Source organism: Paenibacillus sp. J22R98 (genome assembly GCF_059383835.1).
On the sequence record NZ_JBXENW010000003.1, the window covers coordinates 274,945 to 290,495 of the forward strand.

Sequence of the window (15,551 nt, forward strand, 5' to 3'; positions counted from 1 at the left end):
AGCCTCCCGGTTATGTCATGACACCTGTCGGCAAAGCTCAGCTCTGTACGAGCATATCGCCTTGCATCCTCGGCACGATCCCGCTAATGTTCACTTGGCTGCAGCGTTCAATATCGCGTCCGCTGCCATTCTTGTTCAGCCTTTTACCTGTCGTGCTGGTCTGAAGCAGCTCATGGATCGTGCTCTCAGCACTTCTATACAGGCCCAGCATCGCGGAGCCAATATCGTTCATCTCAAGCGGAGCGAGGCTGAGCAGCTGAAGCTCGCTTATGAGCAAGCCCGCGCATAAGCCGTCCTCGAGAGCGAATTCATCGTGGCTGCCGGCGCACAGCAGCACGATATCGCGGCGCAGCTCCAGCGCCGTACGCGCGCAGGCTGCCGCATTATTGAGGGAACCGACAAGCACATGATCGGCTCGCATCGCTTTATGAATGGCACGCGTGCCATTCGTTGTCGTTAATACGATCCGGCGGCCGAGTACGTTGTCAGCTGTGAACTCCTCCGGGGAGTTTCCCAGATCAAAGCCGGGAATTTTGCGGCAGAAGCGTTCCCCCGCGATCAAATTGCCGCCGCTTTGCAGCGCTCTCGCTTCAAGAACGGTTTCGACAGGGACTATGCCGGCAGCTCCGGCTTCCAACGCAGCAACGATCGTACTCGTAGCGCGCAGCACATCAATGACGATAGCCGTCCGATGCGTAAAGCGTTCGGATTGCGCTTCGTTGACGTTGGAAATGACTTCGATATGCATACGTGAAACAACATCCCTTCCCATGCTTCCTTAAATCATATAAATAAACGGCTCAACGCGAGCGCCGAAATGGAACGTATCTGAGCGGAGTCCGCGGCGCATCGTTTCCAGCGCCATCACTTCCGTAGGTTGAATATTGCCTAAATTCACTTCCGGGCCGAAGGTTTGCAGAAGCAGAACCTGCTGCTGCTTCAAGGGCGTTTCCCACATGATGCGAGAAATATCGCCTAAGGAATGGCTGACAGCTTCCAGCACGCTTTGGGAGCAATCGCCGTTGCGATCGAATAAGCCCACGTCCATCCCCGATTCTCTTGCTTCAATCGTGACCAATGAGGCGCCTGCCTGCCAGTCTGCCTCGGCAGTTACAACTAATTCATTGGCATCTACAAGGGAACCGGACAATTTCTTACCATATTCAGTGACGACATTCAGACCATTGTTAAGGCCTTCTTTAATGAGCTCTGTACGGAGCTTGCGGCTCAGCTCGATGGTGCCGTCCGATACTTCGATCCCATTAAATCCGAGTCGGCATACTGTGCGGAAGAAAGCAGGCACGACATCCTGTTGAACGGCCGTCTCAAGCAGCGTGCCGCCGGGCATGATCGTAAGTCCGCACCGTTTGGCCAGCTCGATTTTGCTCAAGAGGAGATCGGTCGGATAGAGGGGAGCAGTCCCGAATCCGAGCTTAATACAATCGATGTAACCTGCTGATGTTTCGAGCAGATCAGAGAACGCATGACGTCCGAGTCCTTTGTCAATGACCATGGTTTTGCCGCGTCCGGAAGTCCGGTGCGCTTGTTGGGCGACCTCACGCTGGCCGCTTGGATCGTTTAAAGCCGAAGGCCAAGTAGCCTGTGAAATAGATCTCATGATATCTCCTCGCAATCGTTTCTTTTCCACAGCAATATATGCAGGGAGCCCAGAGCGTGTGCGAGGGGAAAGTGCCTCCTACTCGTATTTTGCCAAAGTTGTGAGAATGAAAGAGAGACAGGCCTGCATAGGCTGTAGAAGAGCCGGGCGTTCTAGCAATACGTGCTGCGCGCTCATGTTCACTAGGGAAAGAGGCGATAGAGATGCTTAACAAAATCGTGCTTAGTATGGCATCGATCCGCATGTTCTCCGGCTCGCTGGAGATTATGGCCGCACTGCTGATGCTGCGCCTGAATCAAATCGATAAAGCGCTCGTTGTGAATTCGTCACTTGCACTCGTCGGACCGTTCGTGCTTATTTCGACGACGATGATCGGCCTCGTTGGTCTATCAGATAAATTATCCTTTGGCAAAATGCTTTGGATCGTTTGCGGCGTCGCTTGCATTCTGATCGGTGTTCTCAAGAAATGAACGAGCAGCGCCTTCCGCGACGATCAAGGACGCAGTGAATCTAGTCATATTACGCGGCTCTGCGGAATAGAATGGGATACAAAGATGGACAATCACTCATCACTCACTCTATCAATCTAGTAGAAACGAAGAGCCGGGAGGGATGCCGGATGCTAAAAAAAGTGCAGCACTTGCTGCCTTCCGAGCTTACAGAGGTGCTCGGACGAATACCGGAGCGGCTGAAGGACGCCGTTGAAGAGATTCGCATCCGAGAGAACAGACCGCTTGAAATCAGCACCGGACTAGCCTTCTGGTTCGTCTCCGCGCAAGGTGTCCTGCTGCCGAATCCGGAGAATGCGTACAAGCCTTCTCCGGAGACATGCCGCAAGCTGCTTGAACGAGTGACGAATCATTCGCTTTATGCGATGGAAGAAGAACTGCGTCGCGGCTACATTACAGTCGCCGGCGGCCATCGAATTGGACTGGCTGGGCGCACGGTGCTGGAGCACGGACAAGTTCGCGGCATCCGTGATATTGCTGCGTTTAACGTGCGGATTGCAAGAGAAGTCATCGGCGCCGCTTCCTCGCTGCTGCCGAAGCTGCTGGATCATCAGAGACGGTCCTTGCAGTCAACGCTCGTGATCGCACCGCCTCAGCAAGGAAAGACGACGTTGGTCCGCGATCTGGCAAGGGCGGTCAGCAGTGGTTCTTGGGGACATCCTGCCGCGATGGACTGGCCCGGACGCAAGGTCGGCATTGTAGATGAACGTTCTGAAATTGCCGCTTGTGTCAGAGGTGTCCCCACCTTTAATGTTGGCCCTCGAACCGATGTGATGGATGCATGTCCTAAAGCAGAGGGGATGATGATGATGCTTCGTTCGATGTCGCCGGAGATCATGATCGTCGATGAAATTGGCCGAGAAGAGGATGGCGATGCCATTCTGGACGCGAGCCATGCCGGCGTTACGGTCATCGCGACAGCACATGCCAAGGACTTGGAGGATGCAAGAGGCCGACCGGTGCTTGGCAGATTGCTCGCTGCCGGAGCCTTCCAACAATGCGTGGAGCTTCGGCGCAACGGTGGAAGCCTGATGAGCCGGGTGCTCCCGGCTGCGGCGGCCGGAAGGGCGCCGACGGCAAGAGAGCCTACTGTCTGGAATGGGGGCGATCGCCATGGTTAAGCTTATCGGCGCTGCGTTAATCTTGTTCGCCGGCACCATGATTGGCTTCCTCCAGGCATCGCGCTATGCTTCGAGGCCGATTCAGATCAGGCAGCTCATCTACGCTTTACAACGGCTTGAGACCGAAATCGGCTATGGATATACGCCGCTTCCGGAAGCCATCAGCCGCTGCGCAGCTTACTTGCCTGAACCGGTAGCATCGTTGCTCCTTGACGTAAACAGACGGCTCGAGCAAGCAGGTGAGCTGACCTTCCGCGAAAGCTGGGAAGGGGCCGCGAACGCATTTTGGCCGCATACGGCCATGCGGCAGCCAGAGCAGGCTGCGCTGATTCGACTCGGCTCTGCGCTTGGCATAAGCGACAGGGAGGATCAGATCAAGAACCTGAAGCTTGCGATGCAGCAGCTGCAGTCGGAGGAAGAAGCGGCACGGCACGATAGTGCGCGGTTTTCGAAAATGTGGAAGAGCCTCGGAGTTCTCACAGCCGCGCTAGTCGTCATTTTGATTTTGTAGCGGGGTGCCGAAAGAATGAACATTGATGTGAGCGCCATCTTTCAAATTGCCGGAATCGGCATTATCACGGCGATGATCCATACCGTACTCAAGCAGATGAACAAAGAAGATATGGCGCATTGGGTGACGCTGATCGGCTTTGTCGTCGTCCTTTTTATGGTCGTGAGTCTCTTGAATGATCTGTTTCAAGAAATCAAAACGATCTTCCTGTTTCAATGACGCTACTGGGGCAAGGCGGGTGAACGGAACTTGGAAATCATCCAAATCGTCGGACTGGGGTTAGTCGCGACGGTGCTCGTCCTCGTCGTACGCGAACAGAAGCCGATGTTCGGTTTCCTGCTGGCAGCATTTACGGGGCTCTTCATTTTCTTGTTTGTTATCGGCAAAATCGAAGCGGTCATCACGGTGCTGGAACAGCTCGCCGATCGTTCCGGCATCCCGTCCATCTACCTGAAGACCATTCTGAAAATCATCGGAATTGCCTACATTGCGGAGTTCGGTTCTCAGATTGTACGTGACGCCGGTCAGGAAAGCATCGCCTCCAAGATTGAATTTGCCGGAAAAATACTCATTCTTGTGCTGGCCGTCCCAATCATCAGCGTCATTGTAGAAACAGTACTCGGCCTTCTGCCGGTGGGGAGTTGAAGCATTATGCGGCGGCACTGGACCATCCGCTTCGCGGTGCTGCAAGCCGTGCTCTTGCTGGGGCTGCTGACGATTCTGCCAATCGCCGCATTTGCGGATACACAAACCGGCAGTCACAATACAGCCGCTATAGTCGAACCGACAGCTGGGCCTGAAGCGGACGACCCTTCTCTGAACGATAATGCAGCCTCGGTGAATAAGAACTTGGCCGGAGATCAGGTCAAGGAAATCAACACGGAGGACGTAGAGAAGTATTGGAACAAGCTGGTGTCTGAATATGGGGGGTTCTTCCCGGATAACGATGTGCCAAGCTTCGCCGAAATGATCATGCCTGGCGGTGAAGGCCTGAAGCTGACTACGGTGCTTGCCGGATTGCTCAAGTATATCCTGCACGAGATCTTGTATAACGGCAAACTGCTGGTCACGATTGTCATTCTCACCGTGTTCAGCATGATGCTGGAGACGATGCAAACTGCCTTCGAACGCAATACGGTCAGCAAAGTAGCATACAGCATTACCTACATGGTCATGATCGTTCTGGCAGTGAACAGCTTTAACGTCGCGATTGGCTACGCGAAGGATGCCATCACCGGTATGATCCAGTTCATGCTCGCGATGGTGCCGCTGCTGCTGACGCTTCTGGCCACAATGGGCAGCGTTGTAACGGTCTCGGTGCTTCACCCGTTGATCATCTTCATGATTAACGCGGTCGGCACGGTTATCTACACCTTCGTCTTCCCGCTGCTGTTCTTCTCAGCTGTCTTGCATATCGCGAGTGCGGTATCGGATAAGTTCAAGGTGACGCAGCTGGCGAATGTACTTCGTAACTTCAGCGTCGGTTTACTGGGTGTCATGCTCACGGTGTTCCTTGGGGTCATCTCCGTGCAGGGTGCTACCGGGTCAGTGACGGATGGCGTTACAATGCGGACCGCGAAGTTTATTACGGGAAATTTCGTCCCTGTTATCGGACGAACCTTCTCGGATGCAGCGGATACGGTCATGTCGGCATCACTGCTTGTGAAGAATGCAATTGGTCTAGCAGGTGTAGTCATTATTTTGTTCCTCTGTGCGTTTCCTGCGATCAAAATCATTACGCTTGCACTCATTTACAATGTTTCAGCTGCCATCATGCAGCCGCTTGGCGATAGTCCTATCGTGAGCTGTCTGCAAACCATTGGCAAAACGCTGATTTATGTGTTTGCCGCGCTTGCCGCTGTCGGACTCATGTTCTTCCTGGCCATCACCATCGTCCTGACAGCAGGCAATGCAGCAATCATGATTCGGTAAAAAGTTAGGCGGTGGCATTCAACATGATGAGCTGGCTGGCGGTTTGGCTGCAGCAAATAATCGCGGTTGTGCTGCTCGCGGGGTTCATCGACCTCCTGCTGCCGAACAAAGCGATGCAGCGTTATGTCAGACTTGTAGCGGGTTTGATTATTCTGCTGACGATTCTGACACCAATCATCAGAGTGCTGCAGGGTGATTTTAACGCTAAGCTTGACGCGCAGGTGGAGAATTGGGTTAACAGTTCGAAAACCGAACATTTTCACATGCCGACACTTGAAGATATCCAGCAAAATGCCAAGGATCTGCAGCGCAAGCAGCAGTCGGCAGCGACAGCATTGACCGAGCAGAAGCTGGAGGAAGCGATGAAGGCAGAACTGGCAGAGAACGCGGGGCTTCATGCAGCGGCAGTCCAGGTCAAGCTCGAATTGAACAAAGACGGCCAATCCGCTCAAATTGCAGGCGTTACCGTGTCGCTGCTGCCGCCCGAAGAGCAGGCTGTAGCCGAAGCTGAGCAGTCTGATCAAACGAAGAGCGTCGATGAGGTCCAAGCCGTTGATGTTACCGTGCAGCCGGACTCGACAGTCCAGGGCGATACGGAAACGGCCGTGAAAGAAGCACCGGATGCAGTGGCCAATGCGGTGAAAGATGTCCTTCGATTAGGGTGGGGCGTGGCGCCTCGATTCGTTGAGGTGAACGTACAGAATGCAGACTCGGATGCGGCGTACTAATGAAAGGGGAGAACGACGTTGGCCAATTGGCTGAGTGGGTTAGAGACAACCATCGGCAAAGGGCAAGGCGGACCTAGGCGAGTCAGGACGCTGCGCTGGCTGCTCATTATCGGCTTAATCGGAATAGGGCTTATGGTGGTCAACTCTTTTCTGTCCTATCAGAAAGTGCCAACTGCAGACCAAGCTGCTTCCGGTTCTCCGCCAACTGAAGAAGCGTTCCTCGGCAATAATTCATCCGAGCATTCTTCCTTTGACGGCATCGAGCAGCCGCTTGAGGCGAGGCTCAAAGATATTTTAGAGAAAATCGTCGGTGTCGGCTTGGTCGATGTACTCGTGACCGTCGATTCGACGGAAGAGGTAACGGTCCATATCGACGAGAAGGAATCGCAGCAAATTACGAATGAAGTCGATAAGAATGGCGGCAAACGCAGCATTACTTCCATCACCAAAGAAGGCAAAGTCGTGCTCTACAACACGAATGGAGATACGGCTCCGATTATCGTCAAACGGATCCAGCCGAAGATCCGCGGTGTGCTCATAGTGGCTAAAGGCGCGGAGAACGGCGTGGTAAGACGTTTAATTATAGACGCGGTGGAGAAAGGGCTCAATGTCGCGATTAATCGAATTTCGGTCGTTCCACGCAAGCATCAATAATACCAATTGGACAATGAAAAGGGAGGCTGTTCGTTCATGAACAACAAAAGGCAAACGATTTGGCTGGTATCCATGCTGAGCTTGATGGTTATATTATCGGCCTACTACTTGTTTACAGAAGATGTGAATCCATCGCCGGTCGCAACAGACGGCACGCAGCAAGAACAGGTGAAAGGGGATGCGACCGAGGCATCCGGCACGTCGGCGAATGATGATGGAATTACAGTTTCGGACGTAACAGACGGGACAAACGCGAATGCAACGGATCCGAATGCAACAGATTCAAATGCAGCAAATTCGAATGCGGCTGACGCGAAGGATCAAGGAACGGCAGCAGATTCTGCGGCAACGGCAGCCGGTAATGCGGAAGATCAAGAGGTGCTCCGTCAACTCGGAGAGGCAGGCGGCTTCAGCGCTAGCGTATTCAGCCAAATGCAGGAGAAACGTGATCAGAAATTATACGATGAGTATAATAAACTGTATGGCACAATCTCAGATACGAAGCAAGATGACAAAGCAGCCGGTTCGGCCGTCGAACAGCTGAATCTGCTTGAAGACAAGAGCTCTAAGATCACAGGACTTGAAGAAGAACTGGTGAAGCAATTCAATAATGCAGCTGTTTATCCGGACGGAGATCGCTATAAAGTCGTTGTACAAAGCGACAAATTAGAGAAAAGCCAAGCGGACAGCATCCTTACGATGGTCATTACAGAGCTCGGTGTTTCGCCGGAGCAAGTCACCATTCAGTACGTGAAGTAAGGCAAATGCGGAAGGCCCCGATGCCAAAGTTAGCGGCAATGGGGCTTTTTCCCATCAGGGATGTATAAAAAATGGGTTCGTGTTCCGCGCGGTTTGTGCTATAATGGTTTCGGTATGTGCAGGTTTGGTAAATGTCACCTTTTTGCAGGGTGCTTACAACCTCACACAGTAGAAGCAGGCTGATGCATGCAGTAGAGCAGCAGGCAGCAATGCAATCACGCAGCGTCTTCTTGCATGAGGCGCAAAAACTTATAGGAGTGAAACGATGTTTAAGCTGAGCGAGATTAAAGAATTGATCAAGCTGGTTGATGGGACTTCCGTACACGAACTTGAAATTGAAAACGATGGCGCCCGCCTGATGATCCGCAAGCCCGGCAAAGCGGAAGTGGTGAATGTACAAGCTGCGTCTCTCGTTCCTACATATACGCAGTCTTACCAGCCACAAGTTCAACCGGCGCAAGGTATGCCTGGCGGTGCTCCGGCAGCTCCGCAAGCACCTGCAGCTAAAGAAGAGAACTATCACCAAATCCTCTCTCCGATGGTCGGTACTTTCTACCGTGCATCGTCGCCTGAGAAAGGACCTTTCGTAAACGTAGGTGACCGTATCAACGAGAAGTCGATCGTATGTATTCTTGAAGCGATGAAGCTGATGAATGAGCTGGAAGCGGAAGTTCGCGGCGAGATCGTGGAAATTCTCGTTGAGAATGGCCAGCTGGTTGAGTTCGGGCAGCCATTGTTCTTGGTTAAACCGGAGTAGCAGAACAAAGCTAAGGTGACACCTAGATACAATGCGCACGAGAGGAGCTTTTACCGTGAAATTCAATAAAATTTTGATTGCCAATCGGGGAGAAATTGCCGTACGTATTATTCGCGCTTGCCGCGAGCTCGGCATTCAAACCGTTGCCGTCTACTCCGAGGCAGACCGTGAATCGCTGCATGTCCGTTTGGCGGACGAGGCTTATTGCATCGGTCCCGTTGCTTCCAAAGACAGCTATCTCAATTTAACTAATATTATGAGCGTTGCAACCTTAACGGACTGTGATGCTATTCATCCCGGCTATGGTTTCTTGGCGGAGAATGCGGATTTCGCGGAAATTTGCGAATCCTGCAATGTGACGTTTATCGGACCTTCTCCTCAAGCCATCAGCAAGATGGGCGATAAAGCAGTAGCGAAGAAAACGATGAAGGAAGCGGATGTGCCGATTATTCCGGGCTCCGACGGACTTGTCGAAGATATGGACGATGCGATACGCGTTGCGCGCGAAATCGGTTATCCGGTTATTATTAAAGCGACTGCGGGCGGCGGCGGCAAAGGCATCCGGATCGCGGAAGATGAAGAAACACTGATTTCCCAAATCTCGACAGCACAGAACGAAGCTCAGAAAGCATTCGGTAATTCAGGCGTCTATTTGGAGAAATATTTGACAGGCATGAAGCATGTCGAAATTCAAATTATGGCTGACAAGCATGGCAATGCCGTTCATTTGTTTGAACGCGATTGCTCGGTACAACGCCGTCGTCAGAAGCTCGTGGAAGAAGCGCCATGTCCGGTACTGAGTCCTGCTATGCGGGAACGTATGGGTCAAGCGGCAGTACGTGCCGCACTGGCAGTACAATATTCAGGTGCCGGAACGCTCGAGTTCCTGCTTGGTCCGGATGGTAATTTCTACTTCATGGAGATGAACACTCGTATTCAAGTTGAGCATCCGGTAACGGAAATGATTACCGGCGTAGACTTGATTAAAGAGATGATTTCCGTTGCAGAAGGCAATCCGTTATCGATCAAACAAGAAGAACTGAAGATTAACGGCTGGTCGATTGAATGTCGGATCAATGCCGAGGATTCCGAACGCGGCTTCATGCCTTCGCCGGGTCAAATCCAGTTCTATCTGCCGCCAGGCGGCTTGGGCGTTCGCGTAGACAGCGGCGCTTATCCAGGCTATACCATTTCACCTCATTACGACTCCATGATCGCGAAGCTGATCGTATGGGGAGCAACGCGTGAGGATGCAATTTCCAGGATGAAACGAGCGCTTGCGGAGTTTGCAATCGACGGTATTCGTACGACGATTCCATTCCATATGAAGCTGCTTAATCATCCAAAGTTTCTCAAAGGGAATTTCGACATCAAGTTCTTAGAGGAAAACGACGTCAACAATCCAGAGGAATAATCGTCTATTATGGCGGTAAACTCAAGCGGAGCGGTTTGTCATATTTCCCTCAGAATGCTATAGTATAGGAATAAGAAGCGGATAAGCTATCGGTTTTTCGATCGGTAGCAAGCTACTTTACGGGAGGTGTAGGATAACCATGAGTACGCTGGCAGCGGACTATGAGAAAACAGACATGGGCACTATTCAAATCGCACCCGAAGTCATTGAAGTGATTGCAGGACTTGCGACAATTGAGGTTCGTGGCGTGGCAGGCATGAGCGGCGGTTTTGCCGGGGGCATCGCTGAGCTATTGGGCCGTAAAAATTTGTCCAAGGGCGTTAAAGTTGAGGTAGGTCAACGCGAGGCGGCAGTCGATGTGTCCATCATTGTAGAATATGGTCACAGGATTCCGGAAATTGCGGCAGACATCCAAAACAACGTCAAACGTTCCATCGAGATGATGACTGGCTTGCATGTCGTTGAAGTGAATGTTCATATTCATGACGTTCATTTCAAAACGGTTGAGAAGCCGGAAGAAGAAGAGATCCAACTGCGAGTCAAATAACGGATCAAGCGTGAATGAATGACGACATACCCCCTAGTGGTTGGGCTTGCCGCTCGGCGCTAGGGGGTTTTATCTAGTCCGCCCCGAGGAGGAACTCTCGTTGATAAGAGTGTTGGACAAGCTTCTGCTGTTTCTATACAGCATCGCGATCGGCGCTGTAGCCGTAATCGCGTTTAGTGCAGGCGTATACTGGTTTCCGGAAGATTGGCTGAACAACCTGGTACATAATTTGTACAGCGGCGATTACCGCTGGCTGCAAGCGACGGTTATTATAGTTTCCACGATTGTGTTATTAATCAGCCTTCGTTTCCTTTACGTATCGCTTCGTCGCAGCAACGCCTCGGCACCTTCTATTGACCAACGGACGGAATTCGGTGATATTCGGATCTCGCTGGAAACGGTGGAGAACTTAGCGCTTAAAGCAGCGAGCCGTCAGAAGGGTGTCAAAGATTTAAAGGCGCGGATCAGAATCAGTGAAGCGGGTATCGAAGTTTCGCTTCGTGCAATTGCAGATGGTGAGAGCTCTATTCCGACATTGACGGAAGAAATACAACGTGCTGTCAAATCCCATGTGGAAGAGATTACAGGAATTCCTGTAGCGGGCGTGTCCGTATTTGTAGCTAACATCATCCAAACCGCGAACTTTAAAAGTCGCGTAGAATAGGGGTGATGCCGATGTGGAAGGAAATCTGGACAACCTATGGTGGACGGATCGCCGGTGTGTCAGTAGGTATCATTCTCGGAATACTTTATTTTATCGTTGGATTTTGGGATATGTTATTTTTCGGCTTACTGCTTTGGATCGGCTACACGATCGGGAAAGTTAAAGACGAGCAAAGCGGCCCTATTATTCCGTGGCATCGGGTAACCGAATGGCTCATGGAGAGATGGCGGCCGTTCAAATAGTACTATGGTCTCCTCCGTACCCCGGACATTGCATGATGAATGTTCGGGGCAGGGAGGAGATCATATTTTGTAGATCGAATCTGTGCGAAATTGTCAGGAGGCCCCATGAAACGTAGGTTAGCGCGGGAGATTGTGGTACAGAGCTTGTACCAAATGGAAATGAATGAAGAAGCTACGGCAGCGTCAGCTGTAGATATGCTTGTTAACGAAGTGAACGACGAGAATGAAATTGAGGCCGATGCGGCGGATGTGGAACGGATTGATGTGTATGTCCGTGAAATGGTTCAAGGTGTCATTGAACGCAAGACCGCGATTGACGACATGCTGCAGCATTATTTAACGGGCTGGCAGGTAGATCGTTTATCGCGCGTTGACCGTCAAATATTGCGTCTGGCTTGCTACGAGCTGGTGTTCCGCGATGATGTTCCGCCGAAGGCGATTATCAACGAGGCCATCGAGCTTGCGAAGCATTTTGGAACCGATGAATCCGGCAAGTTTGTCAACGGTGTTCTGGGACGGCTGCTTCAAGCATTGGACGAGCTAAAGCCGAAAGCATAATGGTTGGAATACGCCATGGCCATGTAGCCGTTTAGCTTCATAACGAGTAGTACGAGCCCCTTAGAGCCCTCCATCATGAGGGATTTAAGGGGCTTACGAAAATTTATAATAAAGACACGATTGGGAGTGATTGCATGTCTGCACAACGTATTGAGGGAAAAGTGATTTCAGATGCAATTCGTTTGGAGATTAGGGAAGCTGCGGTGAAGCTTGCCGAGAGAGACATTAAACCCGGCTTGGCTGTAGTTTTGGTTGGCGAAGATCCGGCTTCCAAGGTATATGTGGGAAGCAAAGAGAAGGCATGCCAGCAGCTCGGCTTTTACTCGGAAGTACATAGACTGGATGCAGCGACATCGCAAGAAGAGCTGCTCGCTCTTATCGATAAATTGAACAACCAAGCAAACATTCATGGTATCCTCGTGCAGTTGCCGCTTCCTAAGCACATTGATGAGAAATCGGTTATCGATGCCATCAGTACGGCTAAAGATGTGGATGGCTTCCATCCTGAAAGCGTAGGTAATCTCGTAATTGGCGATGACAGCCTGCTGCCATGTACGCCGGCTGGCGTCATAGAGATGATTAAACGGACAGGACTTACAATTGCAGGGAAACATGCCGTTGTTATCGGCCGTAGCAACATTGTCGGTAAACCGGTTTCGATGCTGCTTCTTAGAGAGCATGCGACTGTGACAATTTGCCATTCCAGAACGGCGAACATGGAGGAAATCGCACGTACTGCCGATATTCTCGTAGTCGCCATCGGTAAAGCCAAAGCGATCGGACGACAATTCGTTAAGCCGGGTGCAATCGTAATCGATGTGGGTATTAACCGCCTTGAAGACGGCAAGCTTGCCGGAGACGTTGATTATGATGATGTTTTGGAAACAGCCGGATATATCACTCCGGTACCTGGCGGCGTTGGCCCTATGACCATTACTATGCTGATGCAGAACACGCTTAAAGCGGCAAAACAACAACATGCAATCAAGGAGTGAGTAATCCGAAGATGGCTGAACCGGCGCGTATACTTTCGATTAAAGAAATAAACCGCTATATCGGGATGAAGCTGGAATCGGACGAGCTGCTCAGCGACGTTTGGCTGCGCGGCGAAATATCAAACTTTACGCATCATTCCAGCGGACATATGTATTTCACCTTGAAGGACAAAGACAGCCGGCTGAAATGCATTATGTTTGCCTCTTATAATCAGAGACTTCCGTTCATCCCGAAGGAAGGTGCCAAGGTATTGGCACGCGGTAATATATCCGTCTATGAACGAGATGGCAATTATCAATTTTATTGTACAGCGATGCAGCCCGATGGAATCGGCAGTCTTTATCTTGCTTATGAGCAGTTAAAGCGGAAGCTTCAAGACGAAGGGCTTTTTAATGGGGCAAGGAAAAGGCCGATTCCGCGTTTTCCGAAAGCAATCGGTATCATTACGTCGCCGACCGGCGCTGCCGTAAGAGACATAATCATTACGCTGCAGCGCCGTCACCCTTCTGTGCCGGTGCTGCTTTTTCCCGTACTGGTTCAAGGGACTGGCGCTGCACCTTCGATCGTGAAGGCGATTGAAACAATGAACCGTTTAGCCGAAGTTGACGTATTAATAATTGGCCGGGGCGGAGGCTCTTTGGAAGAGCTTTGGGCCTTCAATGAAGAATCTGTTGCAAGAAGCATCGCGAAGTCATCGATCCCCATTATATCCGCCGTCGGTCACGAGACGGATTTTACGATTGCTGACTTTGTAGCGGATCTTCGTGCCGCAACCCCTACAGCTGCAGCTGAGCTGGCTGTTACGAGTATGCAAGAGATGAAAACCAGACTTGCGCAAGTGGAGTCCAGGCTCGTGCAGAATCTTCGGATGACGCTGCAGAACCGCAAGGATCGGCTTGCAAGACTGCGGAAATCGCCGCTTTTCTTGAACCCGCGTAAGTATCTGCTCCAGCATGCCGAACGGCTTGATCGTACGGAGGAGAGATTGAGGGCGCGAGCCATTCGTTTCGCGGAGAAACACCGGGAGCGGTACGCAGCACTGAATCATGCTTTGACACGTGTTCATCCCGGAGCGCAGGCCACCTTGGCTGCTAAACAATTGGAACGTCTAACCGTTCGATTAGAGTCAAACATGCAGCAAGGCTTGAAGTCGCGGCGGGTACAGCTGCTGGCTTCTATCCGTCAACTGGATGCACTGAGTCCTCTTAAAGTAATGTCTAGGGGTTATAGCTTAGTTTACGATGATAAAGATCAAAGGCTCATTAAATCAATTTCGGATGTACAGCTTGGCGATTTGCTCCACGTTAAGGTGGCCGATGGTCAGCTGGAATGTCACGTTTGGGGAATGAAAGGGGAGGCCTAGCAGATGGCAGCAGCTAAAGAACAAGAAGCGATGAGCTTTGAAGCGGCGATGGAGCGTTTAGAGTCGATCGTAAGTAAGCTGGAGAGCGGCGATGTTCCTCTGGAAACGGCAATCGAGCTTTTTCAAGAAGGAATGAAGCTGTCTTCCTTGTGCGGCTCCAAGCTTGAACAAGTGGAACGAAAGATCGAGGTTCTGATTGAAACCGAAAATGGGTTACATAAAAAACCGTTTGCGCAAGCAAACGAAGATAGAGGGGAATAACAGTGAAAACTTCGGTTTCTACTGCAGATTATTTAACACGCTCCGTTCTGGAAATCGAAGAGGCGCTGCAGTCCTCATTGCCGCAGGGCTGGGATATTCCGCCGAAGCTTCGTGAGGCTATGATGTATTCCCTTGAAGCGGGCGGTAAGCGTCTTCGTCCGATTCTTGTACTCACAGCTGCCGAGGCGGTTGGCCAAGATCTAAAGGCGCGTAAACAAGCGATGCCCATTGCTTGCGCGATTGAGATGATCCACACGTATTCGCTCGTTCATGATGATTTGCCTGCGATGGATAATGATGATTATCGCCGAGGCAAACTAACGAATCATAAAGTATTCGGCGAAGCCATGGCTATTCTGGCCGGTGACGGCTTGCTCACACATGCTTTCTACTCCGTAACGCAAGCTTCTGCCCTAGGTGCATCGCCGGAGACAACTCTTGCGATTGTGGCTGACCTCGCTAAACTGGCGGGAGCTGCCGGGATGGTCGGCGGGCAAGTGGCTGATATTTTGGGCGAGCAAGGTGTTACTTCTCTAGAAGAGCTCGAATATATCCATCTTCACAAAACAAGCGATTTGATCGTATTCTCTGTGCTGGCCGGCGCTCGGATCGGCGGAGCAAGTCAGCAACAGCTGGAATCACTGCAGCAATTTGCTCGAAAGCTTGGTCTTGCTTTTCAAATTCAGGATGATATTCTCGATTTGATCGGTGATGAATCAAAGCTCGGCAAGCCGGTCCAAAGTGATGTGGAGCAGCAGAAGGTAACTTATCCTTATCTGATTGGGATGGATGAAAGCCTTGCACTCGTAGAGCGATTGACCCAAGATGCGAAGCAAGCACTTGCAGAATCGAAGCTTGCAATGCCTGATTACTTGCTTGCGATTGCCGATTATTTAATGCGCAGGGATCATTAATAA

General features: G+C 51.3%; 21 protein-coding genes. 19 read left to right on the top strand and 2 right to left on the bottom strand.

Annotated features, from left to right (window positions below; translation table 11 throughout):
- Positions 1-37 precede the first annotated feature (37 nt).
- Together AC50Y3_RS11265 and comA are read right to left on the bottom strand one after the other, a co-directional pair.
- Entirely contained in the window at positions 38-748 is a 711-nt protein-coding gene (locus tag AC50Y3_RS11265; RefSeq protein ID WP_494818852.1) for a 2-phosphosulfolactate phosphatase, read from the bottom strand.
- A gap of 30 nt (positions 749-778) precedes the next feature.
- Positions 779-1,618 carry a phosphosulfolactate synthase gene (gene comA, locus AC50Y3_RS11270; RefSeq protein WP_494818853.1) on the bottom strand — a complete coding sequence of 280 codons (840 nt, stop codon included), beginning with the start codon at positions 1,616-1,618 and terminating at the stop codon, positions 779-781.
- A gap of 203 nt (positions 1,619-1,821) precedes the next feature.
- Between comA and AC50Y3_RS11275 the strand changes: the two genes are divergently transcribed.
- From AC50Y3_RS11275 to AC50Y3_RS11365, 19 genes are all read left to right on the top strand, one after another.
- A complete protein-coding gene (locus AC50Y3_RS11275; protein ID WP_210659596.1) occupies positions 1,822-2,088 on the top strand; it encodes a YqhV family protein in 267 nt (88 codons plus the stop codon).
- 149 nt (positions 2,089-2,237) lie between these two features.
- Positions 2,238-3,248 carry a stage III sporulation protein AA gene (gene spoIIIAA, locus AC50Y3_RS11280; RefSeq protein ID WP_494818854.1) on the top strand — a complete coding sequence of 337 codons (1,011 nt, stop codon included), beginning with the start codon at positions 2,238-2,240 and terminating at the stop codon, positions 3,246-3,248.
- Positions 3,241-3,759, top strand: coding sequence for a stage III sporulation protein SpoIIIAB (gene spoIIIAB, locus AC50Y3_RS11285; RefSeq protein ID WP_494818855.1), 519 nt, complete (start codon positions 3,241-3,243; stop codon positions 3,757-3,759). The genes spoIIIAA and spoIIIAB overlap by 8 nt, the downstream gene beginning before the upstream one ends.
- 15 nt (positions 3,760-3,774) lie before the next feature.
- Complete coding sequence (gene spoIIIAC, locus AC50Y3_RS11290; protein ID WP_494818856.1) at positions 3,775-3,978, top strand: stage III sporulation protein AC; 204 nt, start codon at positions 3,775-3,777, stop codon at positions 3,976-3,978.
- Between the two features lie 30 nt (positions 3,979-4,008).
- Positions 4,009-4,404, top strand: coding sequence for a stage III sporulation protein AD (gene spoIIIAD, locus AC50Y3_RS11295; RefSeq protein WP_091219247.1), 396 nt, complete (start codon positions 4,009-4,011; stop codon positions 4,402-4,404).
- A gap of 6 nt (positions 4,405-4,410) precedes the next feature.
- Positions 4,411-5,691, top strand: a complete 1,281-nt coding sequence (gene spoIIIAE / locus AC50Y3_RS11300; protein WP_494818857.1) for a stage III sporulation protein AE — start codon at positions 4,411-4,413, stop codon at positions 5,689-5,691.
- Positions 5,692-5,714: 23 nt separating this feature from the next.
- A complete protein-coding gene (gene spoIIIAF / locus AC50Y3_RS11305; RefSeq protein ID WP_494818858.1) occupies positions 5,715-6,419 on the top strand; it encodes a stage III sporulation protein AF in 705 nt (234 codons plus the stop codon).
- An 18-nt stretch (positions 6,420-6,437) separates the two neighbouring features.
- Complete coding sequence (spoIIIAG, locus tag AC50Y3_RS11310) at positions 6,438-7,073, top strand: stage III sporulation protein AG (protein ID WP_494818859.1); 636 nt, start codon at positions 6,438-6,440, stop codon at positions 7,071-7,073.
- A 36-nt stretch (positions 7,074-7,109) separates the two neighbouring features.
- The gene (locus AC50Y3_RS11315; RefSeq protein ID WP_494818860.1) at positions 7,110-7,832 is read left to right on the top strand and encodes a SpoIIIAH-like family protein; all 723 of its coding nucleotides are present in this window, start codon (positions 7,110-7,112) and stop codon (positions 7,830-7,832) included.
- Between the two features lie 265 nt (positions 7,833-8,097).
- Complete coding sequence (gene accB / locus AC50Y3_RS11320) at positions 8,098-8,589, top strand: acetyl-CoA carboxylase biotin carboxyl carrier protein (RefSeq protein WP_494818861.1); 492 nt, start codon at positions 8,098-8,100, stop codon at positions 8,587-8,589.
- Positions 8,590-8,644: 55 nt separating this feature from the next.
- On the top strand, positions 8,645-10,003 hold the full coding sequence (gene accC, locus AC50Y3_RS11325) for an acetyl-CoA carboxylase biotin carboxylase subunit (RefSeq protein ID WP_494818862.1): 1,359 nt from the start codon (positions 8,645-8,647) through the stop codon (positions 10,001-10,003).
- A 139-nt stretch (positions 10,004-10,142) separates the two neighbouring features.
- Positions 10,143-10,550, top strand: coding sequence for an Asp23/Gls24 family envelope stress response protein (locus AC50Y3_RS11330; RefSeq protein WP_090976899.1), 408 nt, complete (start codon positions 10,143-10,145; stop codon positions 10,548-10,550).
- Positions 10,551-10,650: 100 nt separating this feature from the next.
- The gene (amaP, locus tag AC50Y3_RS11335; protein WP_494818863.1) at positions 10,651-11,214 is read left to right on the top strand and encodes an alkaline shock response membrane anchor protein AmaP; all 564 of its coding nucleotides are present in this window, start codon (positions 10,651-10,653) and stop codon (positions 11,212-11,214) included.
- An 11-nt stretch (positions 11,215-11,225) separates the two neighbouring features.
- Positions 11,226-11,456 carry a DUF2273 domain-containing protein gene (locus AC50Y3_RS11340; RefSeq protein ID WP_494818864.1) on the top strand — a complete coding sequence of 77 codons (231 nt, stop codon included), beginning with the start codon at positions 11,226-11,228 and terminating at the stop codon, positions 11,454-11,456.
- Positions 11,457-11,561: 105 nt separating this feature from the next.
- A complete protein-coding gene (nusB, locus tag AC50Y3_RS11345) occupies positions 11,562-12,014 on the top strand; it encodes a transcription antitermination factor NusB (protein ID WP_494818865.1) in 453 nt (150 codons plus the stop codon).
- 134 nt (positions 12,015-12,148) lie between these two features.
- A complete protein-coding gene (gene folD / locus AC50Y3_RS11350) occupies positions 12,149-13,009 on the top strand; it encodes a bifunctional methylenetetrahydrofolate dehydrogenase/methenyltetrahydrofolate cyclohydrolase FolD (RefSeq protein ID WP_494818866.1) in 861 nt (286 codons plus the stop codon).
- Between the two features lie 11 nt (positions 13,010-13,020).
- Positions 13,021-14,373, top strand: a complete 1,353-nt coding sequence (xseA, locus tag AC50Y3_RS11355; RefSeq protein WP_494818867.1) for an exodeoxyribonuclease VII large subunit — start codon at positions 13,021-13,023, stop codon at positions 14,371-14,373.
- Positions 14,374-14,376: 3 nt separating this feature from the next.
- Complete coding sequence (gene xseB, locus AC50Y3_RS11360; protein ID WP_091219218.1) at positions 14,377-14,634, top strand: exodeoxyribonuclease VII small subunit; 258 nt, start codon at positions 14,377-14,379, stop codon at positions 14,632-14,634.
- 2 nt (positions 14,635-14,636) lie between these two features.
- Positions 14,637-15,548 (top strand): polyprenyl synthetase family protein, encoded by a 912-nt coding sequence (locus tag AC50Y3_RS11365; RefSeq protein WP_494818868.1) that lies wholly within the window; start codon positions 14,637-14,639, stop codon positions 15,546-15,548.
- Positions 15,549-15,551: the final 3 nt, after the last annotated feature.

Excerpts from the sequence above, each read along its gene's own strand:
- AC50Y3_RS11265 (WP_494818852.1), bottom strand. The coding sequence starts at position 748 with ATGCATATCGAAGTCATTTCCAACGTCAACGAAGCGCAATCCGAACGC.
- comA (WP_494818853.1), bottom strand. The coding sequence starts at position 1,618 with ATGAGATCTATTTCACAGGCTACTTGGCCTTCGGCTTTAAACGATCCA.
- AC50Y3_RS11275 (WP_210659596.1), top strand. The coding sequence starts at position 1,822 with ATGCTTAACAAAATCGTGCTTAGTATGGCATCGATCCGCATGTTCTCC.
- spoIIIAA (WP_494818854.1), top strand. The coding sequence starts at position 2,238 with ATGCTAAAAAAAGTGCAGCACTTGCTGCCTTCCGAGCTTACAGAGGTG.
- spoIIIAB (WP_494818855.1), top strand. The coding sequence starts at position 3,241 with ATGGTTAAGCTTATCGGCGCTGCGTTAATCTTGTTCGCCGGCACCATG.
- spoIIIAC (WP_494818856.1), top strand. The coding sequence starts at position 3,775 with ATGAACATTGATGTGAGCGCCATCTTTCAAATTGCCGGAATCGGCATT.
- spoIIIAE (WP_494818857.1), top strand. The coding sequence starts at position 4,411 with ATGCGGCGGCACTGGACCATCCGCTTCGCGGTGCTGCAAGCCGTGCTC.
- spoIIIAF (WP_494818858.1), top strand. The coding sequence starts at position 5,715 with ATGATGAGCTGGCTGGCGGTTTGGCTGCAGCAAATAATCGCGGTTGTG.
- AC50Y3_RS11315 (WP_494818860.1), top strand. The coding sequence starts at position 7,110 with ATGAACAACAAAAGGCAAACGATTTGGCTGGTATCCATGCTGAGCTTG.
- accB (WP_494818861.1), top strand. The coding sequence starts at position 8,098 with ATGTTTAAGCTGAGCGAGATTAAAGAATTGATCAAGCTGGTTGATGGG.
- AC50Y3_RS11330 (WP_090976899.1), top strand. The coding sequence starts at position 10,143 with ATGAGTACGCTGGCAGCGGACTATGAGAAAACAGACATGGGCACTATT.
- AC50Y3_RS11340 (WP_494818864.1), top strand. The coding sequence starts at position 11,226 with ATGTGGAAGGAAATCTGGACAACCTATGGTGGACGGATCGCCGGTGTG.
- nusB (WP_494818865.1), top strand. The coding sequence starts at position 11,562 with ATGAAACGTAGGTTAGCGCGGGAGATTGTGGTACAGAGCTTGTACCAA.
- folD (WP_494818866.1), top strand. The coding sequence starts at position 12,149 with ATGTCTGCACAACGTATTGAGGGAAAAGTGATTTCAGATGCAATTCGT.
- xseA (WP_494818867.1), top strand. The coding sequence starts at position 13,021 with ATGGCTGAACCGGCGCGTATACTTTCGATTAAAGAAATAAACCGCTAT.
- xseB (WP_091219218.1), top strand. The coding sequence starts at position 14,377 with ATGGCAGCAGCTAAAGAACAAGAAGCGATGAGCTTTGAAGCGGCGATG.